At 69.1% G+C, this 25,454-nt stretch carries 23 protein-coding genes; 11 read left to right on the top strand and 12 right to left on the bottom strand.

Annotated elements, in window-relative coordinates:
* Window positions 1-18: 18 nt before the first annotated feature.
* Window positions 19-447: a SufE family protein gene (locus Y590_RS01580; RefSeq protein WP_060768349.1), complete on the top strand. Its 429-nt coding sequence runs from the start codon at window positions 19-21 to the stop codon at window positions 445-447.
* 35 nt (window positions 448-482) lie between these two features.
* Here Y590_RS01580 and Y590_RS01575 read toward each other — a convergent pair whose 3' ends face one another.
* From Y590_RS01575 to Y590_RS01565, 3 genes are all read right to left on the bottom strand, one after another.
* Window positions 483-1,307, bottom strand: a complete 825-nt coding sequence (locus Y590_RS01575; RefSeq protein ID WP_245517492.1) for a DUF6456 domain-containing protein — start codon at window positions 1,305-1,307, stop codon at window positions 483-485.
* A 136-nt stretch (window positions 1,308-1,443) separates the two neighbouring features.
* Window positions 1,444-1,638 carry a hypothetical protein gene (locus Y590_RS01570; protein ID WP_060768347.1) on the bottom strand — a complete coding sequence of 65 codons (195 nt, stop codon included), beginning with the start codon at window positions 1,636-1,638 and terminating at the stop codon, window positions 1,444-1,446.
* A gap of 145 nt (window positions 1,639-1,783) precedes the next feature.
* Window positions 1,784-2,221, bottom strand: a complete 438-nt coding sequence (locus tag Y590_RS01565) for a Ros/MucR family transcriptional regulator (RefSeq protein WP_060772109.1) — start codon at window positions 2,219-2,221, stop codon at window positions 1,784-1,786.
* A 429-nt stretch (window positions 2,222-2,650) separates the two neighbouring features.
* Between Y590_RS01565 and Y590_RS01560 the strand changes: the two genes are divergently transcribed.
* The 3 genes from Y590_RS01560 to Y590_RS01550 all read left to right on the top strand — a co-directional run bounded on the left by Y590_RS01560 (window position 2,651) and on the right by Y590_RS01550 (window position 8,870).
* Window positions 2,651-4,798, top strand: a complete 2,148-nt coding sequence (locus tag Y590_RS01560) for a S9 family peptidase (protein WP_060768346.1) — start codon at window positions 2,651-2,653, stop codon at window positions 4,796-4,798.
* A 153-nt stretch (window positions 4,799-4,951) separates the two neighbouring features.
* Window positions 4,952-5,401 carry a hypothetical protein gene (locus Y590_RS01555; RefSeq protein WP_060768345.1) on the top strand — a complete coding sequence of 150 codons (450 nt, stop codon included), beginning with the start codon at window positions 4,952-4,954 and terminating at the stop codon, window positions 5,399-5,401.
* Window positions 5,402-5,516: 115 nt separating this feature from the next.
* On the top strand, window positions 5,517-8,870 hold the full coding sequence (locus tag Y590_RS01550) for a tetratricopeptide repeat protein (protein WP_060768344.1): 3,354 nt from the start codon (window positions 5,517-5,519) through the stop codon (window positions 8,868-8,870).
* A gap of 3 nt (window positions 8,871-8,873) precedes the next feature.
* Here Y590_RS01550 and Y590_RS01545 read toward each other — a convergent pair whose 3' ends face one another.
* The 5 genes from Y590_RS01545 to fabA all read right to left on the bottom strand — a co-directional run bounded on the left by Y590_RS01545 (window position 8,874) and on the right by fabA (window position 13,391).
* Window positions 8,874-9,275, bottom strand: a complete 402-nt coding sequence (locus Y590_RS01545) for a DoxX family protein (RefSeq protein WP_060768343.1) — start codon at window positions 9,273-9,275, stop codon at window positions 8,874-8,876.
* Window positions 9,276-9,331: 56 nt separating this feature from the next.
* The gene (fliP, locus tag Y590_RS01540) at window positions 9,332-10,093 is read right to left on the bottom strand and encodes a flagellar type III secretion system pore protein FliP (protein ID WP_060768342.1); all 762 of its coding nucleotides are present in this window, start codon (window positions 10,091-10,093) and stop codon (window positions 9,332-9,334) included.
* A 67-nt stretch (window positions 10,094-10,160) separates the two neighbouring features.
* Window positions 10,161-10,991 (bottom strand): enoyl-ACP reductase FabI, encoded by an 831-nt coding sequence (gene fabI, locus Y590_RS01535; RefSeq protein WP_060768341.1) that lies wholly within the window; start codon window positions 10,989-10,991, stop codon window positions 10,161-10,163.
* A 471-nt stretch (window positions 10,992-11,462) separates the two neighbouring features.
* Window positions 11,463-12,689: a beta-ketoacyl-ACP synthase I gene (fabB, locus tag Y590_RS01530; RefSeq protein ID WP_060768340.1), complete on the bottom strand. Its 1,227-nt coding sequence runs from the start codon at window positions 12,687-12,689 to the stop codon at window positions 11,463-11,465.
* Between the two features lie 162 nt (window positions 12,690-12,851).
* On the bottom strand, window positions 12,852-13,391 hold the full coding sequence (gene fabA, locus Y590_RS01525; RefSeq protein WP_003604006.1) for a bifunctional 3-hydroxydecanoyl-ACP dehydratase/trans-2-decenoyl-ACP isomerase: 540 nt from the start codon (window positions 13,389-13,391) through the stop codon (window positions 12,852-12,854).
* A gap of 288 nt (window positions 13,392-13,679) precedes the next feature.
* On the opposite strand from fabA, the gene irrA reads away from it, so the two are divergent.
* Entirely contained in the window at window positions 13,680-14,180 is a 501-nt protein-coding gene (irrA, locus tag Y590_RS01520) for an iron response transcriptional regulator IrrA (RefSeq protein ID WP_060768339.1), read from the top strand.
* Window positions 14,181-14,264: 84 nt separating this feature from the next.
* Here irrA and Y590_RS01515 read toward each other — a convergent pair whose 3' ends face one another.
* A complete protein-coding gene (locus Y590_RS01515; RefSeq protein WP_060768338.1) occupies window positions 14,265-14,858 on the bottom strand; it encodes an SH3 domain-containing protein in 594 nt (197 codons plus the stop codon).
* A 325-nt stretch (window positions 14,859-15,183) separates the two neighbouring features.
* Here Y590_RS01515 and Y590_RS01510 point away from each other — a divergent pair, with 325 nt between their 5' ends.
* Window positions 15,184-16,188, top strand: a complete 1,005-nt coding sequence (locus tag Y590_RS01510) for a 2-hydroxyacid dehydrogenase (protein ID WP_003604009.1) — start codon at window positions 15,184-15,186, stop codon at window positions 16,186-16,188.
* Window positions 16,189-16,377: 189 nt separating this feature from the next.
* Here Y590_RS01510 and Y590_RS01505 read toward each other — a convergent pair whose 3' ends face one another.
* Window positions 16,378-17,391: a bifunctional riboflavin kinase/FAD synthetase gene (locus Y590_RS01505; RefSeq protein ID WP_060768337.1), complete on the bottom strand. Its 1,014-nt coding sequence runs from the start codon at window positions 17,389-17,391 to the stop codon at window positions 16,378-16,380.
* A gap of 306 nt (window positions 17,392-17,697) precedes the next feature.
* On the opposite strand from Y590_RS01505, the gene Y590_RS01500 reads away from it, so the two are divergent.
* The 3 genes from Y590_RS01500 (at window position 17,698) to Y590_RS01490 (ending at window position 19,200) form a co-directional block, all read left to right on the top strand.
* Entirely contained in the window at window positions 17,698-18,081 is a 384-nt protein-coding gene (locus Y590_RS01500) for a response regulator (protein WP_003604011.1), read from the top strand.
* Window positions 18,082-18,265: 184 nt separating this feature from the next.
* Window positions 18,266-18,802, top strand: a complete 537-nt coding sequence (locus Y590_RS01495; protein ID WP_060768336.1) for a protein phosphatase CheZ — start codon at window positions 18,266-18,268, stop codon at window positions 18,800-18,802.
* A gap of 170 nt (window positions 18,803-18,972) precedes the next feature.
* A complete protein-coding gene (locus tag Y590_RS01490; protein ID WP_060768335.1) occupies window positions 18,973-19,200 on the top strand; it encodes a hypothetical protein in 228 nt (75 codons plus the stop codon).
* A gap of 34 nt (window positions 19,201-19,234) precedes the next feature.
* Here Y590_RS01490 and Y590_RS01485 read toward each other — a convergent pair whose 3' ends face one another.
* A complete protein-coding gene (locus tag Y590_RS01485) occupies window positions 19,235-20,707 on the bottom strand; it encodes an EAL domain-containing protein (RefSeq protein ID WP_060768334.1) in 1,473 nt (490 codons plus the stop codon).
* A 286-nt stretch (window positions 20,708-20,993) separates the two neighbouring features.
* Between Y590_RS01485 and Y590_RS01480 the strand changes: the two genes are divergently transcribed.
* Both Y590_RS01480 and Y590_RS01475 read left to right on the top strand, forming a co-directional pair.
* Window positions 20,994-21,215 carry a heavy-metal-associated domain-containing protein gene (locus Y590_RS01480; RefSeq protein ID WP_060772108.1) on the top strand — a complete coding sequence of 74 codons (222 nt, stop codon included), beginning with the start codon at window positions 20,994-20,996 and terminating at the stop codon, window positions 21,213-21,215.
* Between the two features lie 246 nt (window positions 21,216-21,461).
* On the top strand, window positions 21,462-23,135 hold the full coding sequence (locus Y590_RS01475; protein WP_060768333.1) for a formate--tetrahydrofolate ligase: 1,674 nt from the start codon (window positions 21,462-21,464) through the stop codon (window positions 23,133-23,135).
* A 112-nt stretch (window positions 23,136-23,247) separates the two neighbouring features.
* Here the strand turns inward: Y590_RS01475 and Y590_RS01470 are convergent, their stop codons facing one another.
* Window positions 23,248-25,347: a M3 family metallopeptidase gene (locus tag Y590_RS01470; protein WP_060768332.1), complete on the bottom strand. Its 2,100-nt coding sequence runs from the start codon at window positions 25,345-25,347 to the stop codon at window positions 23,248-23,250.
* Window positions 25,348-25,454 lie beyond the last annotated feature (107 nt).

The following is a 25,454-nucleotide window of genomic DNA, read 5'->3' as shown; positions in this document are numbered from 1 at the left end:
CTCCTGAACGCGAGTGCCATGCTTCCCGACCTCGACACCATCATCGAGAATTTCGAGATCCTCGACGACCCCATGGATCGCTACGAGTATGTGATCGAGCTCGGTAAGCTGATGCCGAAAATGCCGGAAGCGGCGAAGGTCGAGGACAACCGCGTCTCCGGTTGCGAGAGCCAGGTGTGGATCGACGTCTCTCTGAAGGACGATGCGGGCCGCCCGGCACTGAAGCTCGAGGGGGACAGCGATTCGCACATCGTGAAGGGCTTCGTGGCGCTGATGTTGGCGCTCTACGAAGGGAAGACGCCGGACGAGGCGATCGAGGCCGACGGCTTCGATCTGCTCAAGCGTCTCGATTTCGGATCGCACATCACATCGAAGCGCTCGAACGGCGTGCGCGCGATGGTGGACCGCATCCGGAAGGATGCGGGCCGCCTTCGGACGCTGAACTGACCCGCCGCGATCTGACGGCGGCGGGTCGAGGGACCTCAGGACGAGGCTGGCGGATGGTCCGTGTTGAGGCGCCAAGCGCGGGTGCGGGCCCGCTCCGGCCCCGTCGCCTCGCGCGCGATGCCGTAATGCTCGGCGAGCCGCCCGAGGGCGATCCGAGCCACCACCTTGGCGGATCGGGCCGGCCAGCGCCGCTCCGCCTCGATCCGCTCGATGCCTTTGAGAAAGCCGCACAGGTCGATCAGAAGCCCTGAGAGATCCGAGCCCACCGCCGCCAAAGCGAGATCCACTCGCTGGCGCGCGGCGATGACCCGGTCGGAACCCGAACTCGGATCGCGCGGGCCGCCGCCATCGACGCGCGGGGCGGTCCAATCGGTCGAGAGTTGCGGCAACATCTGCGCCGAGGCGAGGTCGTGGCGCAGCCGCTCGCCCGCCGCGAAGGCGGCGGCATCGATCATCGGCTCTCCGTCGCGTCCGCGGCGGCGTGCCATCCAGGCCAGCGGGCTCTCCGCCGTGTCGCGCACGCGTTCCCCATCGCCGGTGCCTTCCCGGACCACGGCGAGATGCTGCATCCGAAAGCTGTCCGGCCCGCCGATTTCCGCCCGCCGCAAACGCGCGCGCCCGGCGGCCCCGATGACCAGCCGGTTGCGCCGCCCGTCGTCCCGTGATGCGAGATCCGCCGCCAGCAGCGCGTCGCCGGCCCGTATCGGGAAACGCCCGGCCCCCAACGACACCCCGCGTCCGCCGCAGCGCACGATCAGCGTTTCCGGCGCACTCGGATCGGGGAAGGCGTAGGCACCCTCGGGCGCCAGCGCCGCCAGCAGGCGTTCGGCCTCGCGTCCGAGACCACCAAAATTGTTCATGTTTTGTTCTTTTGACATCGTGCCACCCGAACCAGAACCGAAACGGGAGGCTAAAGGAAATTTGTCCTAATACAAGTCTTGACGGCCTTTGATGCCGCCTGTGGTTGCACCGTCACGCTGCTAGTTCGCGGCGCTTTCAGGCCTGAGACGGCTTGGTCGGCGGCTTCTTCAGGATCTCGGCGATCTCTTCCTCGGACTTGCCGCGCACCGCGTATCCCATCTGCTCGAAGCGATCGATCAGACGGTCGCTGTCGCAGGCGGAGCGGGCTGCCCACTCCGCGAGCGCTTCATTGGTTTTGGCAAGTTGTTCGGAGGGGCTGTCGTCGTTCATAGGGAGGCAATGCAGCAGAAGTTGTGCCGTTCCACGACTTTGTTGTTGATAACCCGATTCGTCAATGTGTGCCTGACCGATCTGCCGCTGCGCCGGCCCTGGACGGGCTGGCGCAGCGGGCGTCGCGTGAGGGCCCGGATAAACCTCAAGCGGCCGCGTCGTAGCCCGGCCGCACTTGGCCGAGACCGATCGCCTTGGCGAGGTCGGAGCGGGCCTTGGCATAGTTCGGCGCCACCATCGGGTAGTCGGGCGAGAGGCCCCACTTGGCGCGATATTGCTCGGGGGATAGGTTGTATTTGGCGCGCAGGTGCCGCTTCAGCGACTTGAAGGTCCGCCCGTCTTCCAGGCAGACGAGATAGTCCGGCTGGATCGACTTCTTGACCGGCACGGCCGGCTGAAGCGTCTCCTGGACCACCGGCTGCGGCGCGGCGGCCCGGCCGGTTCCAACCTGGATCAGGGCGCCGTGGATGTTGCCGATCAGACCGGCAAGTTCGGCGGCCGGCACCGGGTTGTTGCTCACATAGGCGGCGACGATGTCGGCCGTGAGAGCGACGTAATCGACCGGGGTCTCGGTTTCGTTCATGTTCTTGATTGTCCCTTGGCGGTCCATCGCGCGCAATCGATCCGGCCCATGATCCGGTACGAAGACGGAAACGGACAGATACCTCTCGGCCTGTGCAATGGTGCCGCTTGATTTCGGTTTGGCGTGACGCCCCCGCAGTCACGGGTTCTACCTAGAACATCCAAATTAGACCTGCAAGACAGGACCGGTATGCACAACTGAACGGATCCGTCGCCATCCGGGACGTGCGCAATTTGTCGTGAATGCTCGACATCGCTTCCAGGGCGGCGGCCCGTCCGCCATGATCGCTCGTGCGTCGCGGCGAGGGCGTGACGAAGGGGCGGCTCATTTGCCAGCCTTGCGGCCACGGCCGTCGCACGGCACACCGCCAGGTATCGCACGCGTTTTTTTCTCGCGTTGCCACCCAAGCGTTCCCACCGGAGTCCGGCGATGACCTTCGAGCCACCCCCCTTCGCCCTGCCGCCCGAGGCGCCCGTTGCCGAAATGCGCCCGCACGCCTTCGAACTCTTCGGCCGGCGCGTCGAAGATCCATTCGCGTGGCTCAAGGCCGAGAACTGGCGCGCGGTGCTGAAGGACCCGTCGGCGCTGGCCCCCGACATCCGCGCCTATCTCGAGGCCGAGAACGCCTATGCCGAGGCGGCGCTGAGCGGCGCGGCCGATTTGCGCAAAACCCTCGTTGCCGAGATGCGCGGGCGCATCCGCGAGGACGATGCCTCGGTGCCCGAACCCGACGGACCCTTTGCCTATTATTCCCGCCATCGCGAGGGCGGGCAGCATCCGCTGATCTGCCGCCGTCCGCGCACCGTCCACCGCATCGCCGAGGAGCCGGAGGACGGCGAGATCGGCGAGCAGATCCTGCTCGATGGCGACCGGGAGGGGGCGGGCCTCGCCTTCTTCGAGATCGCGGGTGCCGCCCATTCCGACGACCACCGCCTGCTGGCCTGGGGCGTCGACACCAAGGGCTCGGAACTCCACACCATCCGCGTGCGCGACCTCGACACCGGGCAGGACCGCGTCGAGCAGGTCGAATCGACCGCCGGCGACGCGGTGTGGAACGCAGCCGGCACCGCCTTCTTCTACGTGGCGCTGGACGAGAACCATCGTCCGGCCCGCGTGATGCGCCACCGCCTCGGCACGGATCAGGCGCAGGACACGACCGTCTACGAAGAATCCGATCCGGGTTTCTTCGTGAATATCGGCCGCACCCAGTCGGGCACCTACCTCACCGTCACCGCGAGCGACCACGAGACATCGGAGGTCTACCTGCTCGACCGCGCCGACGACGAGGGCGCGCTGGCCTGCGTCGCGCCCCGCGAGGAGCGGCTGATCTACTCGGTCGAGCACTGGGGCTCGTATCTCGTCATCCTGACGAACGCCGACGGAGCGGTGGACTTCAAGATCGTCACCTGCCCCCTCGACGCCACAGCGCGGCAGAATTGGCAGGACGCGGTGCCCTACCGGCCCGGCGTGATGATCCGGCACCTGCACGTGCTCGGCAACCACCTCGTGCGGCTCGAACTCGAGAACGCCCTGCCGCGCATCGTCGTGCGCGACATGAAGGGCGAGGAGCACACCGTCTCCTTCGCCGAGGAAGCCTACTCCCTCGGGCTTCTGCCGGGCTACGAGTTCGAGACGGCGCGGATCCGCTTCAGCTACTCGTCGATGACGACGCCGGCCGAGACCTACGACTACGATTGCGTCACCCGCGCCCGCATCCTGCGCAAGCGCCAGAGCGTGCCCAGCGGCCACGAGCCGGCCGACTACGTGACCCGCCGCCTGTTCGCGCCCGCGCCCGACGGGGAGAGCGTACCGATCTCGCTTCTGCACCGCCGGGGGCTCAGCCTCGACGGATCGGCGCCGCTGCTGCTCTACGGCTACGGCTCCTACGGCACGCTGATGCCGGCGGGGTTCCGCACCAACCTGCTCAGCCTCGTCGATCGCGGCTTCGTCTACGCCATCGCCCATGTCCGCGGCGGCACCGAGAAGGGCTGGAACTGGTACACGCAAGGCAAGCGCGAGAAGAAGCCCAACACCTTCACCGATTTCGTCGCTTGCGGCCGGGCGCTGATCGAGGCGGGCTACACGGCGCAGGGGCGGATCGTCGCCCATGGCGGCAGCGCGGGCGGCATGCTGATGGGGGCGGCCGCCAACCTCGCGCCGGAGCTGTTTGCCGGCATCGTCGCCGACGTGCCCTTCGTCGATGTGCTCAACACCATGCTCGACGCGGATCTGCCGCTGACGCCGCCGGAATGGCCGGAATGGGGCAATCCGGCCGAGAGCGAGGAGGCCTTCAAGACGATCCTGTCCTACTCGCCCTACGACAACGTCGCCGCCAAGGCCTATCCGGCGATCCTCGCGCTCGGCGGCCTCACCGATCCGCGCGTGACCTATTGGGAGCCCGCCAAGTGGGTGGCGCGGCTGCGCGCCACCATGACCGGCGGCGGCCCGGTCCTCATGAAGATCAACATGGAGGCCGGGCATGGCGGCGCCGCCGGCCGCTTCGACCGCCTGGAGGAGGTCGGCCTGATCTACGCCTTCGCGCTGATGGCGGCGGGACGCGCGGCCAAGTCGGTCTGATCCCGGTCGGCGCCGGCCGCGACATGCGGCGCGGCCGGCGCTTCGACAAAGCTTCGCGAAGAGGGCAGAACAGCGCCCGCACCTTTGCTATGCTGGCTCGACGAAAAATAAGCTCGAAATAATAATCAAGCACGACGCCGAGGGAACGAAACGATGAAGCATCTTGCGATCGCAGCCGCGATTCTGTTCGCATGGCCGCTCGCCGCTGGGGCCGAGGCGCCGGCACCGGCCGCGCCCGAAATCGCCAAGACGTCCCCCGAAGCTGCCCCTGAGGCTGCCAACCCCGCTCCGGACGGTGCCCCGAAGACGCCGCAGACCGCGCAGCAGCGCCAGGAGGCGAATGCCGCCAAGCTCGCCGGGCTCGTCCGCTTCGTCGGCGAATCCTGCAAGGAGGCGAAGCCCGATTACGAGCGGTTCAAGGCGGTGGTCTCCGGCATGGGCGTCGATCTCGACGCGATCTCGAAGGGCGAGTTGCTCATGCGCAGCATGGGCTACACCGAAGCCTACCGGAAGAACGTCGATGAGAGCTGCCGAAGGGCGCAGGAGATGTTCGGCGAAAAAGGCAAGGTGATCCCCGGCCTCGTCCTGCGCAAGGCCTCATAACGAAGGTTCGTCCTTAAGCGCCCGTTCACTGCGCTGGGCGAGAGTGCCGGCACGAGTGGCGTTCGGCGCCCGGCCTCCGAAGGCCGGCCGCCGGTGAGGGCGGGCGTTTCGCGCGATGGGGGGACGGGCCGGTCAGGCAAAGCGGCGTCCGGGCAGGGCTCTCCTGCGCGCCGGCTTCGCCGTCGGCCTCTGCGCCGCAGCCTCGGCGGCGGAGGCGGCCCGGCTCGTCTCGGCCAAGGGCGCGCAGCCGCCGGAGGGCTTCGGCCGTATCGTCCTGACGTTCGATGAGCCCGTCTCCGTCAAGGCGCGGCTGTCGGGCGCGATCCTCGTGCTCAATTTCGGCGGGGCGGTGGGGGCCGGTCCCGAGCGGATCGCGGCGGGGATGCCGGACTACGTCACCGTGGTGCGGCGCGACCCCGACGGCTCGGCCCTGCGCCTCGCCCTGCAACGGCCCTACCGCGTCAACGTGCAGGATGCCGGCGAACAGGTCTTCATCGATCTCCTGCCGGAAAGCTGGAACGGCTTCCTGCCGCCGCTTCCCACCGAAGTCGTCGCCGACCTCGCCCGCCGGGCCGCCGCCGCCGAGGCCAGCCTGAAGGCGCGCAACCCGGCCCCTGTGCCGCGTCCGCTGACCCTCGAACTCGCCCGCACCGAAGCACGCACCCGGCTCTCGCTGCGCCTGCCGGAGGGCTCCGAGGCGGCCTTCGCCCCGAACGGCACCGGCACGCGCCTGACGCTGCCGGGGGCGTGGCGCATCGACGACCATGCCCTCCGCGGCCGCCTCGACCCGAATCTCGGCCGTGTCACGGTCGAGACGGACGCCGGCGAGGCCCGCATCGTCGCGAGCCCGGCCGAGGGCGTGAGCCTCGCCACCCAGCGTGACGAGGATGTCGTGGCGATCGATTTCGTCACCAAGCCGAAGGCAACCGAGACTGCGACCTCACCCGTTCCGCCTGCCGTGACCCCGGCAGCGGAGGCGAAGGGCGGGGCGAAGGAGGTGCCGAAGGAGGCCGCGCGGCCCGCGGCGTCGGCCGTGATGTCGCGCAAGGCCGGCTCGGGCCTCGTCTTCCCCTTCGCCCAGCGCGTGCCGGCGGCGGCGTTCGAGCGCGGCGGCATCGTCACCGTCGTCTTCGCCACGACCGAGCCGGTCGCCGTGCCGCCGCCCGGTGCCACGGGGCTCGTCGCTCTCGCGCCGCCGCTGCGGAGTGGCGGCTTCACCATCCTTCGCTTCACCGCGCCCGCGGGGCGGCTCGTCGACCTTTTGCCCGTCACCGAGCCGGCCGGATGGGAGTTGGCGGCCGGCGACGGTCTCGCCCCGAGCGAGAGCCTGACTGCTCAGCGCGTGCCGACGGCTCAGGGCCGGCTCGGCGTCAGCGTGCGGCTGCCCGAGGCCGGTCCTGCTGGCTGGCTCGATCTCGACGGCGAGCGCATCGCCGTCGTCGCCACCGACGGCAGCCGGCCTGCCGGCGTGGTCAAGGCGCAGCGCTTCGTCGAGTTCGAACTCATTCCGAGCCGGCTCGGCCTCGCCGTTCTCGCCAACGCCGACGACCTGATCGTGCGGCCGGACCTCGACGGCGTGACGATCGGCCGTGACGGCGCAAGAGAGGGAGCAAGGGAGGGAGCAAGGGAGGGAGCAAGGGAGAGCCGCGACGGCGGGCTCTCGGTGTCGGGCATCTCCCGCCCCGCCGATCCGCCCGTGGGGGCGGTCACGGAGCTGGCGGTCGATCGCGACGCCTGGGAACGGGCGCAGCGCGGCGACGTGCGCGCGACGCTGCGGGAGGGCCTCGCCGCCGCCGTCGAGGCCCATCGCCGCGACCGCGGCGGCGCCCGCCTCGGTCTCGCCCGAGCGATGATGGCCAACGATCTCGACGTGGAGGCGCTCGGTGCCCTGATCTCCGCTGCCGCCGAGGATGTGGTCGTCGACGGTGATCGGCAGACGGCGCTGATGCGCGGTATTCTGCTCGCCCGGATCGGACGGGCCGAGGAGGCGCGCAAACTTCTCTCCGACGAGCGGCTCGCCACCAATCCGGAAGCCCGGCTCTGGCGCGGCTATGCCGACGCCCTGGCCGGCCGATGGAGCGAGGCGGCCGTCGCGCTGCGTGCCGGCGAATCGGTCTTGGAGCGCTACCCCGAATCTCTTGCATCGCTGTTCCACGCCGCCGCCGCCGAGGCCGCGGTCGAGACCGGCGACTGGGAGGCGGTCACGCGCGAATCGATCGCCGCGAGCCGCGCCGCGACCGAATACACCCGCGACCGGCTGACCTTGCTGCGGGCGAAGATGGACGCGGCGACAGGCCGCAGCGCGGCGGCGCTGGCGGCCTACGAGACGCTGCGGAACCAAGCGCCTTGGCCAGTGGCGGCGGAGGCGACCCTGCGTGCGGCCTCCCTCGGCCACACCCTCGGCAAGACGGCCCTGCCCGAGGCGATCGACCAGTTGGAGGTTCTGGCCCTGACCTGGCACGGCGGCCCGACCGAGATCGGGACGCTGGGCGCGCTCGGTGGCCTCTACGAGGAGGCCGGGCGCTGGCGCAAGATCTTCACCACCGCCCGCCGCGCCAACGCGCTGAGCCCCGAGGCGCCGATCGCCCGCGCCCTGCACGAGCGCGCCATGGCTGTGTTCGAAGATCTGTTCCTGGGCGCGCGCGGCGAGCGGCTCGGCGGCGTCGAGGCGCTGGCGCTGTATTTCGACTTCAAGGATTTCGCGCCCGCCGGCCGGCGCGCCGACGAAATCGTGCGGCGGCTGGCCGACCGCCTCGTCGCCCTCGACCTGCTCGATTCCGCCGACGAGCTGCTGCAATACCAGATCGATCACCGGCTGGAGGGCACGGCCCGTTCCTCGGTCTCGGCGCGGCTCGCCACGATCCGGCTCATGGAGGGCAAGCCGCTCCAGGCACTCCAGACGCTCGACGCGACGCACCTGCCCGAACTGCCCGAGGACGTGCGCCGCGCCCGCGCGATGCTGCGCGCCCGCGCCCTGTCGGACCTCTCCCGCACCGATCTCGCCCTGGAGACCGTCGAGGGCGAGACCGGCGCCGATGCCGAGCGTCTGCGGGCGGACATCCTGTGGGCAGCCCGGCGCTGGCGCGAGGCCGGCGAGGCCCACGAGATGATCCTCGGGCCGGCTTGGCGCTCGGGCAAACCCCTCGACGACACGGCGCGGGCCGACGTCATCCGCGCCGGCATCGCCTACGGGCTCGCGGGGGAATCCCTCGGGCTCGAACGGCTGAAGGCGAAGTTCGCGGGGCCGATGGCCGAGAGCGCGGATGCCCGTACCTTCGCCATGCTGACGCGGCCGGACGCGCCCCGCTCCGCTGCCTTCCGCGATGCGGCCCTGCGGGCGACCAAGGCGGAGACGCTCGCCGCCTTCCTCTCGGAGTACCGCAAGCGCTACCCCGACAGCGCCGTGCCGGAACCCGGCAGCGCCGCGACGGGCAACCGCGCCGAGGCGCCGTCCCCGCCGCCGGGGTGAGGGTCAGATGCGACCGTGGCCGCGCTGCGCGTCGATGCTCCACGGGCCGGGGCCGGCGAAGGCGATATAGAGGAAGACGAAGCAGTACAGGATCGCCGCGTCGCCGCCGTTCAGCGCCGGGAAGACGCTCTTGGGCGCATGGGCGATGAAGTAGGCGAAGGCCATCTCGCCGGAGAGGATGAAGGCCACGGGGCGGCTGAACAGGCCGATCAGCAGGAGCGCTCCGCCGACGAGTTCGATCAGGCCGGCAACCCCTGAAAGCGACATCAGCGGCGGGTTCATCGAACTCGCCGGAAAGCCAAGGATCTTCTGCGTCCCGTGCGCCATGAAGATGAGCGCGGAGACGATTCGCAGGATGCTCAGCATCCGCGGGGCCCAGCGAGTGGTGGTGGTCGTCAGATCCATGCTTCGGCGTCCTCGTGAGGCGGCCGCCACAACCTCGAATCGTATCGTGGCGGACCTCAGCCTCCGTAGCTCTGAATCAGGGAGCCCGCCACCAGCGTCCAGCCGTCGACCAGAACGAAGAAGATCAGCTTGAACGGCAGTGCGACCGTGGCGGGCGGCAGCATCATCATGCCCATCGCCATCAGCACCGAGGCGACGACGAGGTCGATGATGAGGAACGGGATGAACAGGAGGAAGCCGATCTCGAAGGCGCGCCGCAGCTCGGAGATCATGAAGGCCGGAGTGACGATCTCCAGGCCGATCGCCTCCGGGCCCGCCGGGGCCGGCTGGCGCGCCATGTCGAGGAACAGCTTGAGGTCTTTCTCGCGCACGTTGCGCAGCATGAAGGTCTTGAACGGCGCCGACGCCCGCTCGAACGCCTGGGACTGGCTGATCTGGCCGGCCAGCAACGGCTCGACACCGGTCCGGTAGGCCTCCCGCGCCGTCGGAGCCATCACGAAGGCGGTCAGGAACAGGGCCAGACTCACCATCACCGTGTTGGGCGGCGCCGTCTGCGTGCCGAGCGCCGAGCGCAGGATCGACAGCACCACGACGATCCGGGTGAACGAGGTCGCCATCACCAGCACGGAGGGCGCGAGCGCCAGGACCGTGATCAGCGCGACGAGCTGGAGCGCCCGTTCCGTGGTGCCGCCGGCGCCGAGATCGAGGGTGACGCTCTGCGCCCACGCCGCGCCCGCGCCGCCGACGAGGAGGAGGGCGGCCAGGACGATCGTCAGGGGGAGGGATCGCGGCACGAGTCGGCGGGGGGAGGGGATCATCGCGGGCCGCACCCTGCGGCGTGACGCGGTCGCGCACAAGCGACGCGACGACACGCTGCCGGTGGGATCACAGATCGCCGACGACGCCCGCCTCGTCCTGGGCCTGGAGCACCGCCGGGCGTGGCATCGAGATGATGTTGTAGCCCGAATCGACGAAGTGGATCTCGCCGGTCACGCCGCCCGAGAGATCGGAAAGCAGGTAGAGCGCGGAATTGCCGACATCGTCCAGCGTCACCGTGCGCCGCAGCGGGGCATGCGCCTTCTGGTGATTGTACATCAGCCGCGCGTCGGCGATGCCGGCGCCGGCCAGCGTGCGCATCGGGCCGGCCGAGAGCGCGTTGACGCGGATGCCGTCGGGGCCGAGGTCGCTGGCGAGATAGCGGACCGACGCTTCGAGCGCGGCCTTGGCCACGCCCATCACGTTGTAGTTCGGCATCACCCGGGTCGAGCCGGCATAGGTCAGCGTCAGCAGGGCACCGCCCCGGGGCATCCGGGCGGCGGCGCGCTGGGCGATTTCGGTGAAGGAGAAGCAGGAGATCGTCATGGTCCGCGAAAAGTTCGCGCGGGTCGTGACGTCGACGTAGCGGCCCTTGAGCTGCGCCTTGTCGGAAAAGCCGATGGCGTGAACGATGAAGTCGATCCCGTCGGGAAAGCGCTCGTCGAGGGTGGCGAAGGCGGCATCGACGGTCGCGAGGTCCTCGACGTCGCAGGGCAGCACGATATCGGAGCCGACCGAGGCCGCAAGCGGGATGACGCGGCGGCCGAGCGCCTCGCCTTGATAGGTGAAGGCGAGTTCGGCGCCATGCTGGTGCAGGGTCTTGGCGATGCCCCACGCGATCGAATGATCGTTGGCGACCCCCATGATGAGGCCGCGCTTGCCCGCCATCAAACCCGTCATTCTCAAATCCGTACGCGTATCGGCCCGGCGCCGCGGCGCCCTGTCCGAGGCTTAGCCCGCCGGGCGAGGGCCTGTCCACGCGTGGGGGGGCCTTGCATCCCGGGCCAGGGAAATTGGCTTGAGGACGGCGGCAGAAAAAAGCCCCAACGCGGATGCGACGGGGCCGGGCGGCCATGCGGATGCGGGTTGAACGCGAGCGTTCAGAAGTAGCCGCGGGTTCCGCTCCGTGCGTCATCGATCAAGGCCTGCTTGGCGCGCACCGCAACGCCGGCCGCAACGGCCAGGCTGGAGACGGTGAGCAGAGCAAGGATGACGATCATGGTGTTACCTGCCTATCGAAGCAGGAACGCCAAGACAACAGGTCGGTTCCCCCAATCCATCAGACTAAGACCCGGCCGATGCTTGGCCCGACTTCTCGCAAGTGCGAGAAGATCTGTGCTGCACGGCAAGGCGCCGTCAGCGGTTCGGCCCTCATGCGTCGGGATGCTTGAGCACGAGGGTTGCGTTGGTGCCGCCGAAACCGAAGGAGTTCGACATCACGTGGCCGAGCTGCGCCCCGTCCCGGCGCTGACGCAGGATCGGCATGTCGGCGAAGGCCGGATCGAGTTCCTCGATATGCGCGCTCTCGCAGATGAAACCGTTGTTCATCATCAGAAGCGCGTAGATCGCCTCCTGCACGCCGGTCGCGCCGAGTGAATGCCCGGTCAGCGACTTGGTGGCCGAGATCGGCGGGCAGGCGTCGCCGGCGCCGAATACTTCGCGGATCGCCTCGATCTCCTTGTCGTCGCCGACCGGCGTCGAGGTGGCGTGCGGGTTGATGTAATCGATCTTGGCGCCCTTCAGGTCTTCCATGGCCTGCCGCATGCAGCGCACCGCACCCTCGCCGGAGGGGGCGACCATGTCGTGCCCGTCGGAGGTGGCGCCGTAGCCGGCGATCTCGCCGTAGATCCGCGCGCCGCGGGCCTTGGCGTGCTCGTACTCTTCCAGCACCAGCACGCCGGCGCCGCCTGCGATGACGAAGCCGTCGCGATTCACGTCATAGGCGCGCGAGGCGCGGGAAGGGGTCTCGTTGTAGCGCGACGACATCGCGCCCATGGCGTCGAACAGAACGGAGAGCGTCCAGTCCAGCTCCTCGCAGCCGCCGGCGAAGATGATGTCCTGCCGGCCGCCGCGGATGATCTCGGCGGCATTGCCGATGCAGTGATTCGAGGTCGCGCAGGCCGAGGAGATCGAATAGTTGACGCCGCGGATCTTGAACCAGGTCGCCAGCGTGGCCGACGCGGTCGAGGACATCGCCTTCGGCACCGCGAACGGGCCGACGCGCTTCGGCCCCTTCTCGCGGGCGATGGCGGAGGATTCGACGATGGTGCGGGTCGAGGGACCGCCCGAGCCCATGATGATGCCGGTGCGGTCGTTGGAGATCTCCCGCTCCTCGAGGCCGGCATCGCGGATCGCCTGATCCATGGCGATGTGGTTCCAGGCGGTGCCGCCGCCGTGGAAGCGCATGGCGCGGCGATCGACGACGCCCTCGGGATCGATCGTCGGGGCACCCGCCACTTGGCTGCGGAAGCCGTGCGCGGCCTGCGCCTCGGAGCGGGTGATCCCGGAACGGGCCTCGCGCAGGGAGTCCAGAACCTCCCCGGTATTGTTGCCGATGGACGAGACGATGCCCATCCCGCTGATGACGACACGCCGCATGATGGCTCGTGCTGCTGACGCCGCGGCTGGTGCGGCGTTTCCTCGGGGAGGTCAGTTAGGATGATGCGCGGCCAATCTCAACCGCGCTTCGCGCACTCGGCGCCGAACCGGAGACCGGTTCGGCGCGAAAAACCCTCCCGAACCGAGCGGGCGGCGCCGGTCTCAGGCGCGGAACAGCGCCACGCGCAGGTCGTTCGCCTCGTAGATGCGCCGGCCGTCGGCCTCGAGCCAGCCGTCGGCGATCCCGAGCACGAGCTTGCCCTGACGCACGCGCTTGATGTCGATGCCGTAGACGACCTGTTTGACGGTCGGCAGCACCTGATCGGTGAACTTCACCTCGCCGACGCCGAGCGCGCGGCCGCGGCCGAGTGCGCCGAGCCAGCCAAGATGGAAGCCGACGAGCTGCCACAGGGCATCGAGCCCGAGGCAGCCGGGCATGACCGGATCGTCCTTGAAGTGGCAGGGGAAGAACCAGAGGTCCGGCCGGATGTCGAACTCGGCCAGCACGTGACCCTTGCCGTGGGCGCCGCCCTCGGTCCCGATCGAGGTGATCCGGTCGAACATCAGCATCGGCGGAAGCGGGAGCTGAGCATTGCCCGCCCCGAACAGCTCACCGCGCCCGCAGGCCAGGAGATCCTCGTAGGAGAAGCTCGAAGCGCGCTGCGGAGAAGCGCCGTCGGATTGCTGGTCGAGAGAGGCCATGGATGACGTACGGGTCCTCGGTGACGGACGGGTCCGATGCGTGCGAACGGACGAGGCGTGATGGAATGGGCGCCTCGTTAGCACAGGCTCCGCGCGCCCACAAAGCGGCTCCCGCGCAGTGCCGATACTCGGTCGACGCTCGGTCCAACGCCCGCCGAGCCGATGCGAGCCATGCGCCTTCCACGTATCAAAACGGTGTCGACATCGGCATGGGTTGCCGCAGGGCTCCATGATCCGTATAATTTCTAGGCTATACTCATTCTAAGTAAGTAGGAATCGTTCCCGACGATGTCCGATTTGATGCCACTCCAGGCCGTGCTGAACGCACGGTCCTCTTCGCCGGGCGACGTTACCGGCCGTCGGGGCTGCCCGCTCTCCGACCTGCGCGATCGCTTGCGCCGGGCCGGCTTGCGCCCGACCCGTCAGCGCCTCTCGCTGGGCTGGCTTCTGTTCGGCCGTGGCGACCGCCACCTGACGGCGGAAATGCTCTACGACGAGGCGATGCGCGCCAAGGTGCCGGTTTCGCTGGCGACCGTCTACAACACGCTGCATCAGTTCACCGAGGCGGGCCTGCTGCGCCAGCTCGCGCTCGATGGCTCCAAGGCCTATTTCGACACGAACCCGACCGAGCACCACCACTTCTTCTTTGAGGAAGAGGGCGAGGTTCTCGATATGCCGGAATGCGGCATCTCGGTCGATTCGCTGCCCGACGCGCCGGAGGGCATGGAGATTGCTGGCGTCGAAGTGATCGTGCGCCTGCGCCGCCGGAAAGTGTCCGGACGCGCCTGATCCGGCGTTGACCGACCCTGGAACGAAAAAAGGCCCGGATTTCCGGGCCTTTTTTCGTGTCGATTCGTGGCGCGGCGGCTCGGCCTACTCCACCCGCTCGTCGGGATAGACGCCCCACAAACGGTTCTGGCGGATGTAGCCGTCGACGTCGCCGCGCTTGTCCGGAAGCGGCACCACGAGGCGGCACCACGAGCCGGTGCATCCCTTGACGCTGCCGATGACCCCGGGCTGCAGCCGCGCCTGCTCGGCCGACTGCTCGTCGGCGCGGGTGGTGAGCGGAACCGTCGCCTTGGCGGCGTCGGCCCGTTCGCCCGACGGGGGAATCACGACGGCGGTCCGGCGGCCCGAGAGCAGCGAGTGCAAGACCCATCCCTCCGTCCCTTCCGAATCGCGGATGCGGCGCCAGGTCTCGAACTCGGCGACGATCTCGACCGGCAGGCCCTCCCGCTGGAAGACCCACAGGGTTCGGTGATCCTTCGAGGGCCCCTCCCGCAGGTTGACGCGGTTGGTCTTCAGACTGGCGTAGCGCGGCAGGGGCAGCTTGGTCACGGGCCCCTTGCCGACCTCCGGCGCGGGGGCCGGTGCGGCCTCGGCGGTCAGGGGTATCAATAGGGCGAACAGGGCCGCGAGCAGCGCGAGGCGCGCGGGGTTCATCGGGGGAAGCTCAGGCGGGCGCATCGTGCCTCGTCTCCGATCCGTGTCTCCAAGGTCGTTCCGGCAGTGACGTTTCGGCGCGTGCGCGGGCACAGGCCGGAAACGTCCATGGGTCGGCGCAGGATCGGCCGGCCCTCCGACACTGATCCATCCGGGTCAGGGCCGCATTGTGTTCGCCGACCTCTCTGCTAGAGAGGCCGACGTCCTGCAGCGGTCCGGGGGACCGGTCCGCCTTCCGCTCCATCTGGCCGCGCCATGGTTAAGGGAGCGTAAGCCGACCCCTCGCGGCATAGCGGGGTGGCGTCCGGCGCAGGCGAACGAATGCGGACGGCCTCGTCGGGGAGGGAACATGTCGTCGTTGAAGCGCAAGCCGCTGGTGGTCGTCACGCGGCGTCTGCCGGACGCCGTCGAGACGCGCATGCGCGAATTGTTCGATACCCGCCTCAACCACGATGATGCGCCGCTCTCGCAGGAGGCGCTGTCGGCCGCGATTCGCGAAGCCGACGTGCTCGTGCCCACCGTGACCGACGAGATCGGAGCCGGATTGCTCGCACAGGCGGGGCCGAACCTGCGGCTCATCGCCAATTTTGGCAACGGCGTCGATCACATCGACGTCGCCGGGGCGCTGGAGCGCGGCATCACGGTCACCAACACGCCCGGCGTGCTGACCGAGGACACCGCCGACATGACCATGGCGCTGATCCTGGCGGTCGCCCGCCGCCTCGCTGAAGGTGCGCGCATCATTCCCGACGACGACTGGACCACGGGATGGTCGCCGACCTGGATGCTCGGCCGCCGCATCACGGGGAAGCGCCTCGGCATCGTCGGCATGGGCCGCATCGGCCAAGCGCTCGCCCGCCGCGCCAAGGCCTTCGGCCTGTCGATCCATTACCACAACCGCCGCCGGGTGCCGTCGCATATCGAGGAGTCGCTCGATGCGACCTACTGGGAATCCCTCGACCAGATGCTGGCCCGGGTCGATATCGTCTCGGTCAACTGCCCGCACACGCCCGCGACCTATCACCTGCTCTCGGCCCGCCGCCTGAAGCTGCTCAAGCCCGAGGCGATCGTCGTCAACACCGCCCGCGGCGAGGTAATCGACGAGAACGCGCTGGCGCGCCTGATCGAGGGGGGCGAGATCTCGGCCGCCGGCCTCGACGTGTTCGAGCAGGAGCCGGCGGTGAGCCCGCGCCTCGTGCGGCTCGCCCGTACCGGCAAGGTCGTGCTGCTGCCGCATATGGGTTCGGCGACGCATGAGAGCCGCACCGACATGGGCGAGAAGGTCATCATCAACATCAAGACCTTCATGGACGGCCACCGTCCGCCGGACCGGATCCTTCCGAGCATGCTCTGACGGCGGGCCGGAGTCCGGTCGCTGCGGCGGTGGAGGCCGGCTTCGGCTCCGCCCCGCCGCGATGGAGAGGAGAATGCGTGACGCCTCGCGAACTGTCGGGCGAATCCGTTCAGAAGCACGGTAAGGCGGATTGCAGCCAGCCTCGAAAACCGCGGGCAAGTCGTTCGACGGCCGAGCCGAAGGCTCCCCTCACCCGAGCATCGACGGCACCCGATCCGTGCGGATGGCCGCCTTGGCCCGAGCCGAATCGACATCCATCTGCGCGATCAGCGCCTCGGCGCTCGAAAACTTCTCCTCGCCGCGCAGATAGGCCAGCAGCTCGACGGCGACCTCCTGCCCGTAGAGATCGCCCTTGAAGTCGAACAGGTGCACTTCGAGGAGCGGCGCGCCGTCGTCGAAGGTCGGGCGGCGTCCGTAGCTCGCCACGCCGTCGTGAAGGCTGCCGTCGGCCAAGCGCACCCGCACCGCGTAGATGCCGTGCGCGAGCCCGCAGGATTCGAGGGCGAGGTTGGCGGTGGGGTAACCCAGGGTGCGTCCGCGCTTGTCGCCGTGGCGCACCTGGGCCAGCACGAACCAGCGATAGCCGAGAAGGTCGTTGGCCCGCGCCACGTCGCCGGAGGCGAGGGCGGCGCGGATCGCGCTCGACGAGATCGGCGCGTCGCCGGGATCGGCCGAGACCGCGGGGACGATGCGGCAGGACAGGCCGGCCCCGGCGCACAGGTCGGCGAGCGTCCCCGGCGAGCCCTCGCGTCCGCGGCCGAAATGGAAATCGTGGCCGATCACCACGCCGGACAGGCCGAGCCCGTCGCGCAGCCAGCCCTCCACGAAATCCCGGGCGCTGGTGCCGGCAAGCCGCTCATCGAACCGGCGCACGATCAGGCCATCGAGGCCGAGGCGCGCGAACACGATCTCCTTGGCGCTGGGGCCGGTGAGGCGGAACATCGGTTGATCGGGTGCGAAGAAGGCGCGCGGATGCGGCTCGAAGGTCAGCACGGCGGCGGGGTGTGATCCGGCCTCGGCGCGCACCGCCTCGATCAGCGTGCGGTGGCCGCGATGGACGCCATCGAAATTGCCGAGCGCGGCGACGGCACCCGCCAGCGCGGGAGGCACAGGGTCGTCCTCGCGGCAGACCGTGAAGGGTCTCGAAGTGGGGCGGAGGCCGGTCCCGGCGGGCGGCACGGCGTTCTCGTCGCCTGAGGGCATCGGCTCCTGCGATCGAATGTCTGCGAGTCTCAAGGGATTTTCGGCAGGGAACATGGACGGGAAGCGTCGGCGCGGCCGGGCTCGTCCGCCTCGTCCCCGCGCGGCGGGAGAGCGGCGGGAGACTTGGCGAAATCAGTCTCTCGGGTCAAGCGAGGGGGAAGGGCGCGAGATTAACTGGTTCGCAATCCGCGCCACCTATTGTCTGAGAACGGAAGGCAGCTCCGCTCGCACGCGTCGATGCGACGTTGATCGCTCGAGAGAGCCGCGCCGCCAGTATCGATCAGGGACAAACGGAGCAATCGTCATATGGCCCTCGACCTCAGCATGCCTATCCTGGTGGTCGACGACTACCAGACCATGGTGCGTATCATCCGCAACCTCCTCAAGCAGCTTGGCTTCGAGGACGTGGATGATGCGTCCGACGGCACCGCCGCACTGGCGCGCCTGAAGGGCCGCAAGTACGGCCTCGTCATCTCGGATTGGAACATGGAGCCGATGACCGGCTACGAGCTTCTGCGCCATGTCCGCGCCGACGAGGGCCTGCGCACGACGCCGTTCATCATGGTCACCGCCGAGTCGAAGACCGAGAACGTCATCGCCGCCAAGAAGGCCGGCGTGAACAATTACATCGTCAAGCCCTTCAACGCCGCCACCCTCAAGTCGAAGATCGAGGCGGTCTGCGGAGCCTGATCGCACGATCCGCCGATGGACCGTCGCGCTGAACGGCTGCGCGCCGAGCGAAAACGGGCGGACCGACACTGTCACGAGAGCTGATCCCGGCCGTCATGCCGTCGGGGTCGGCGCAGGAGGAGCGGCCTTCCCCGCGGGGTGGCCGTCAACGGATCGAACACGAGAACGTCGCGAGAGATCGCCCATGAAAATGATGGCAACGGCACGCGACGGCCGGTCGCAGAACTCCCATCCATCGGCGATGGTGAAGGAACTTCTCGACATCGCGGACTACATCGCCAGTCTGCGGGACGCGATCGCGATCCTGCGGGCCAACGAGCTGACGCGTGACCGTCTGCCGATGGTCCACGAGGAGCTGAGCGAGGTGGTGGCGGCGACGGCCGGCGCGACCAATTCGATCATGAGCACCGCAGAAGCCGTGCTCGCGCTGCGCGATGGACCGGGCTACCGGGACGCGGTCGAGGCCAAGATCTACGACATCTTCGAGGCCTGCACCTTCCAGGACATCACCGGCCAGCGCATCGCCAAGGTGGCGGAGGCGATGAGCCAGCTCGAAGGGCGGCTCGCCCGCTTCAGCGCCGCCGTGAAAGCCCGCGACGCGGCCGGCATCGACGAGACCGAAGCCGACCGGCGCAAGCGCAACGAGTCGCTCCTGCTCAACGGGCCGCAGATGGGCGGTCCCGCGACCGCGCAGGACGCCATCGACGCGCTGTTCGCCTGACCCACGGGACAAGCGGACACCGGGTCGGCGCGGCCTCGGACGAGGTTAAGATCAGCCAGCCGTTACGGCCAAGCTGCCTTGTTCCGAACATCGCCGTTGCGAAAAGCCGTCAAGGTCATCCCTGAAAAAGGGTGCGGGATCCGAGCTGGGGATTCCGCAGGGGCTGGACCATGGCGAACTCCGATCAGCTGCCCGATCGCGCATCCGGCGATGCCCTCGACCGCGCCCGCGCGCAGGGGCAGATGCACCATTCCATCGCGACGACGCTCCTCGTGATCGCGGCCGCCCGCGCCGAGCGCGCGGCGCCTCCGGTCCATGCGGCGCGCCAGCGTCTGGCGAAAATCTACGGAGCCTCCCGGCTGCGCAAGCGGATGGAGCGCGACGCCGCGCGCGGCTGACTCCCTCCGACTGACGTCGCGCCCGCTGCCGGGTTCACCCGGCTCTGCGCAGAAAATCCCGGAACGGGCGACGCTGCGGCGGCGGGCTCGGCGGTGGATCGGGGGAGGGCGGTGGCGGCGGCGCCGCCTCGGGCGATGCCGAAAGCACCTCCGCCCGCACGGCACGGGGGGCAGCGAACACCTCCCCTTGTGCCAGCGGCACGTCGAGATCGATCAGGTCGGGCACCTCCGTCTCGGCCTCGACCCCGGTCGCGACGAGCCGGATTCCGGCCCGCGCCAGGGATGTCACCAGATCCTCCAGGGCGATATCCGGCCGCGCCTCCCGGTCGAGCGGTCGCAGGAGCAGCGAGGCCGCGACCTTGACCTGCGTGATGCCGCGCTCGGCCAGCGCCGTCGGGTCGAACCGCAGGTCGATCGGACGATCCATCACGAAGCCGATCCGCCCGCGCAAGCCCGCCAGCAGGGCGGCCTGCTCCGCATCGAGGCTGCGCCAGCTCGATTGCGGCAGGGCGATCACGACCCGGCCGGCGAGTTCCGGCCCCTCGCTGACGAGGCGGCCGAGGGAGCGCAGGAAGCCCGGCTCGAACAACGAATGCGGCGTCAGGCTGTAGCTGACCGAGGCCGGGCTGCCGCGCCCCTGGAGATGACGCGCGATCGTCGCGACGCGCTGGAGCATGCGCCGGTCGAGCGCCGTGGTGCGGCCGTGCCGCTCCAGGACGGGCAGGAACGTCTCCGGCGCGTAGACCGCGTCGCCGACCTTGAGCCGCGCCAGCGCTTCGTAGGCGACGACCTTGCGCTGTGGCAGGGTGACGACCGGCTGCAGGAAGACCTCCAGCCCCTCGCCGTCGAAGGCGTCGATCAGCAATGCCGCGTCGGCCTCGGTGGCGAAATGATCGATGGGACGGGCCGCCGGCAGGGTCGTGCGGGGTACGAGCCGCATCGGCGGCGCTACCGGTTCCGTCTCGGGGGGAACGGTCGCGGCCGGTGCCGGGCGCGGCCGGATCGGCTCCGCTTGCGGAACCGGCTTCGGCACGGGGGCCTGCGCCTGGACCCTCAGGCGGGCGATGTCGCCGTCCTGCGACGCCACCACTGCGGCGAGTTCCCGGACGATGCCGCTGAGGATACCGATCTCCGCGGTCACCTCCTCGATCCCGGCATCGAGCCGTGCGTCGAGCGCCTTGACCGCCTCGTCCGGCACCCGCGCCGACGGGTCCGCCGCCGCCGAACCCTGCGTCCGCGACTGGATCAGGGCGGCCGTGACGGCCTCCAGCTTCACGAGGCGCTGGGACAGGACGCCGATCTCCTTCGAGACGACCTCCTGCGCGACGGCGAAGGCGGAAAGCCGCCGCCACAGCAGCGCTCCGCCGACGATCGCGAGGCCGGACACGGCGGCGACGGCGGCGAGCGGGAGGATGAGCGCCAGCGGAACGAGGACCAGGACGCCGATGAGGCCGAGGATCCAGGGGGTGCCGCGCGGGCGGATCGTTCGGGCTTTCGGTGTTTTCACCGTCGATCGACGCGTTTCTGTCTGGCGGCCGCGGCCGGGCTTCTCATTCACGCTGCGAAGCGGGCGCCCGCAGAACGTGTGGGTGAAACGCGCCGGATCGCGCGCGAGGACACATCCGGATCGTCGTAACCCTAATGTCGCTGACGCCGCTCCCCGCCGCAAGGCGGCATCATAGGTTTCTCCCGTGCATTCGGCCCGAACGCGCCCTGCGCTTGCCGCGCGCGATCCCGAAGCCACATCTGCGGAGGCCCGTCGGTGCCCGGCGGGCAGCCAGGAGACGATGGCGATGGTCCAGAGCCCGATCGAACTGACGATGCGCGTGGACGGAATGACCTGCGAGGGATGCGCCGAGGCGGTGCGCCGCACGATCCGCCGCCTCGACCCGCAGGCGGACGTCTCGGTCGATGTCGGCCTGGGCCGGGTCTCCGCGACGACCGTCGCGCAAAGTCTCGACGTGGCTCAAGCGCTGACCCAGGCCGGTTACACCGCCACCGCGATGACCGGTTGAAACCATTCGGCCTCGCGCGCACCGGCTGACCGTAGGCGGATCAGCTGTCCCAAGTCGCCTGTCCCATGAGAAAACTTAACGGTCGGGATCAAAAAAATCCGAGACGCTTTTCTTCGTCGTTTCGCTCACACTGCCACGATCGGTTTATCGTGGCCGTTCCGTTCGCTACCACGGAAGCATAGGGACGGACCGGGCGACGGCTCGGCACGCCGCGAGCCCGCGTGACAAGAAACGACGGTGAGAGAAATGCCCTCAGATATCGAGATCGCCCGCGCGGCGACCCTGAAGCCGATCGCCCAAGTCGCCGAAAAGCTCGGCATTCCGGACGAGGCGCTGCATAACTACGGCAAGCACATCGCCAAGATCGACCACGGCTTCATCGCCTCGCTCGAGGGTAAGCCCGAGGGCAAGCTGGTGCTCGTCACCGCGATCTCGCCGACGCCCGCGGGCGAGGGCAAGACCACCACCACGGTGGGTCTCGGCGACGCGCTCAACCGCATCGGCAAGAAGGCGGTGATGTGCCTGCGCGAGCCCTCGCTCGGCCCCTGCTTCGGCATGAAGGGCGGCGCGGCCGGCGGCGGCAAGGCGCAGGTCGTGCCGATGGAGCAGATCAACCTGCACTTCACCGGCGACTTCCACGCCATCACCTCGGCACACTCGCTGGCCGCGGCGCTGATCGACAACCACATCTACTGGGCCAACGAGCTCAACATCGACGTGCGGCGCATCCACTGGCGCCGCGTGGTCGACATGAACGACCGGGCGCTGCGCGCGATCAACCAGTCGCTCGGCGGCGTCGCCAACGGCTTTCCGCGCGAGGACGGCTTCGACATCACCGTCGCCTCCGAGGTGATGGCGGTGTTCTGCCTCGCCAAGGATCTCGCCGATCTCGAAGAGCGGCTCGGCCGCATCGTCATCGCCGAGACCCGCGACCGCAAGCCGGTGACGCTGGCCGACGTGAAGGCGACCGGCGCCATGACCGTTCTCCTCAAGGACGCGTTGCAGCCGAACCTCGTGCAGACGCTGGAGGGCAACCCGGCCCTGATCCATGGCGGCCCGTTCGCCAACATCGCCCACGGCTGCAACTCGGTGATCGCCACCCGCACCGGCCTGCGGCTCGCCGACTACACCGTCACCGAGGCCGGCTTCGGCGCGGATCTGGGCGCGGAGAAGTTCATCGACATCAAGTGCCGCCAGACCGGCCTCAAGCCGTCGGCGGTGGTGATCGTCGCGACGATCCGCGCCCTCAAGATGCATGGCGGCGTCAACAAGAAGGATCTCCAGGCTGAGAACCTCGACGCGCTGGAGAAGGGTTTTGCCAACCTCGAGCGTCACGTGAAGAACGTGCGGAGCTTCGGCCTGCCGGTGGTGGTCGGCGTGAACCACTTCTTCCAGGACACCGACGCCGAACACGCACGGCTCAAGGAGCTGTGCCGCGACCGGCTCCAGGTCGAGGCGATCACCTGCAAGCACTGGGCGGAGGGCGGCGCGGGCGCAGAGGCGCTGGCGCAGGCCGTGGTGAAGCTCGCCGAAGGCGAGCAGAAGCCGCTGACCTTCGCCTACGAGACCGAGACGAAGCTGACCGACAAGATCAAGACGATCGCGACCAAGCTCTACGGCGCGGCCGACATCCAGATCGAGTCGAAGGCCGCCACCAAGCTCGCCGGCTTCGAGAAGGAAGGCTACGGCGGGCTGCCGGTCTGCATGGCCAAGACGCAGTACTCGTTCTCGACCGACCCGACCCTGATGGGCGCGCCCTCGGGCCACCTCGTCTCGGTGCGCGACGTGCGCCTCTCGGCGGGCGCCGGCTTCGTCGTGGTGATCTGCGGAGAGATCATGACCATGCCGGGCCTGCCCAAGGTGCCGGCGGCGGACAACATCCGCCTCGACGCCAACGGTCAGATCGACGGGCTGTTCTAGCCGCCGCTCTCAGCTCTCCCCCTACCCAAGTCGGGCTTGCCTGACTTGGGCGGATAATTGCGGATCTCGGGCAAGCCCGAGATCCGTCGGGGGGAGGGTTCTTGTTTTTGCGCTACGCCGCCAGCCCGCGCTTCTTCAGCAACGGCTCGATGCTCGGCAGCCGGCCCCGGAACGCCGTATAGGCCTCGCGTGCGTCGCGCAGGTTGCCCGCGCCGTAGATCATGCGACGCAGCCGCTGCGCCGTCTCCGGATGGAAGATGTCGCCCGCCTCGCGGAACGCGTCGAACGCGTCGGCATCGAGCACCTCCGACCAGAGATAGCTGTAATAGCCGGCGGCATAGCCGTCGCCGGAGAAGATATGCGCGAAATGCGGGGCCCGGTGCCGCGCCGCGATCTCCGCCGGCATGGCGATGCGGCGCAGGGCGTCCGCCTCGAACGCGACGACGTCGAGCCCGTCCTCTCCGGCCGCGGAGAGATGCAGCGTCATGTCGACGATGGCCGAGGCCGCATATTCGATCGTCGCGAAGCCCTGGTTGAAGTTGGCCGCCGCGAGCAGGCGTTCGAGCAGCGCGTCGGGCATCGGCTCGCCGGTGGTCACGTGGCGGGCGTGCGCCCGCAGCACCTCCGGCTGCTGCAGCCAGTGCTCGTAGAGCTGCGAGGGCAGTTCGACGAAGTCGCGCGAGACCGCGGTGCCGGACAGCAGCGGATAGGTGACGTCGGACAGAAGCCCGTGCAGGGCGTGGCCGAATTCGTGGAACAGCGTGCGGGCGTCGTCGAAGGAGAGCAGCGTCGGCTCGCCCCGCGGGGCGCGGGCGAAGTTCATCACGTTGACGATGATCGGCCGGATGTCGCCGTTCAGCCGCTCCTGCGAACGGAAGGCGCTCATCCAAGCGCCCGAGCGCTTCGAAGGGCGGGCGAAGTAGTCGCCGAGGAACAGGCCGACCTCGGAGCCGTCGGCGTCGCGCACGAGCCAGGTGCGCACGTCCGGGTGATAGCGCGGCACGTCGCGCAACTCCTCGAAGGCGAGCCCGAACAGCCTCGACGCGGTGTCGAAGGCCGCCCGGATCATGCCTTCCAGCGGCAGGTACGGCTTGATCTCGGACTCGTCGAGGTCGTGCTCGGCCCGCCGCAGCTTTTCGGAATAGTGCCGCCAGTCATGCGCTTCGAGAGCGAAGTCGTGCCCCTCCGCCCGAACCAGGGCCTGGAGCCCTTCGCGTTCCGTTGCTGCGCGCTGGAGCGCCGGCTTCCAGACATTGCGCAGCAGCTCCATCGCCGCGTCGGGGGAGCCCGCCATGGTGTCGTCGAGCTTGAGATGGGCGAAGCTGTCGAAGCCGAGCAGCCGGGCTCGCTCGGCGCGCAGGCGCACGATCTCGGCGATGATGGCGCGGTTGTCGGTCTCGCCGCCATTCTCGCCCCGGCGGGTCCAGGCCGCGTAGGCCAGCGCCCGTAGATCGCGGCGGGTCGAGAAGACGAGGAAGGGCTCGATCAGCGAGCGCGAAAGGGTGATGACATGGCTCTGCCCGCCGCCGCGCTCCTTGGCCGCCTCAGCGGCGGCATCGCGCAGGAAGGGCGGCAGGCCGGCGAGATCCGCCTCGCCGTTCAGCGGCAGGACGAAGTCGCGCTCGTCGGCGAGTACGTTTTGAGAGAATTGCGTCCCGAGTTCAGCCAGCCGGACCGCAATCTCGGCGATGCGGGTCTTGGCCTCCGGGACAAGGCCGGCGCCGGCCCGGCGGAACCGGCTGCGGTAGCGGTCGAGCACGCGGCGCTCCTCTGCGCTCAACTCTTCCGCATCGGCATCGATGGCCGAGAGCCGGGCCCAGAGCTCCGGATTCAGGGTGATGGCGCTCGAATGCCGTGCGAGCTGCGGCGCGACCGCCCGCTCGATCGCCTGAAGCTCCGGGCTGGAGTTGCTGCCGGTCAGGTTGAAGAACACGTTGGCTACGCGCTCGAGCGCGGCGCCCGTGCGTTCCATCGCCGCGACCGTGTTGGCGAAGCTCGGCGCCGCCTCGTTCCCGGCAATCGCCGCGATCTCGGCCTCGTGCGCCTTCAGGGCGTGCGCGAAGGCCGGAACGTAATGCTCGGGCCGGATCGCTTCGAAATCCGGCAGGCCGAACGGCGTCGCCCAGTCCGATGCGTCGAACGGGTTGGCTTGCACGCCGCCACGGCCGGGCTCCGTACCCTCGGGGAGGTCGCGTGCGGTGTCGGCGGTCATGGGCAAAACTTTCGGGGCGCGTCGGAGAGTGAAGCGTCGAGCATAGGTTTGTGGGTCGAGCGGCGCAAAGCCACAGCCGCCTGCGCCCGGTTCTTTCACGTTTTCGC

Origin of the sequence: Methylobacterium sp. AMS5, from assembly GCF_001542815.1 — a bacterium.
Lineage (GTDB): Bacteria > Pseudomonadota > Alphaproteobacteria > Rhizobiales > Beijerinckiaceae > Methylobacterium.
The sequence above is the reverse complement of the archived record's forward strand: the minus strand, read 5'-3'. Positions and strand labels throughout refer to the sequence as shown.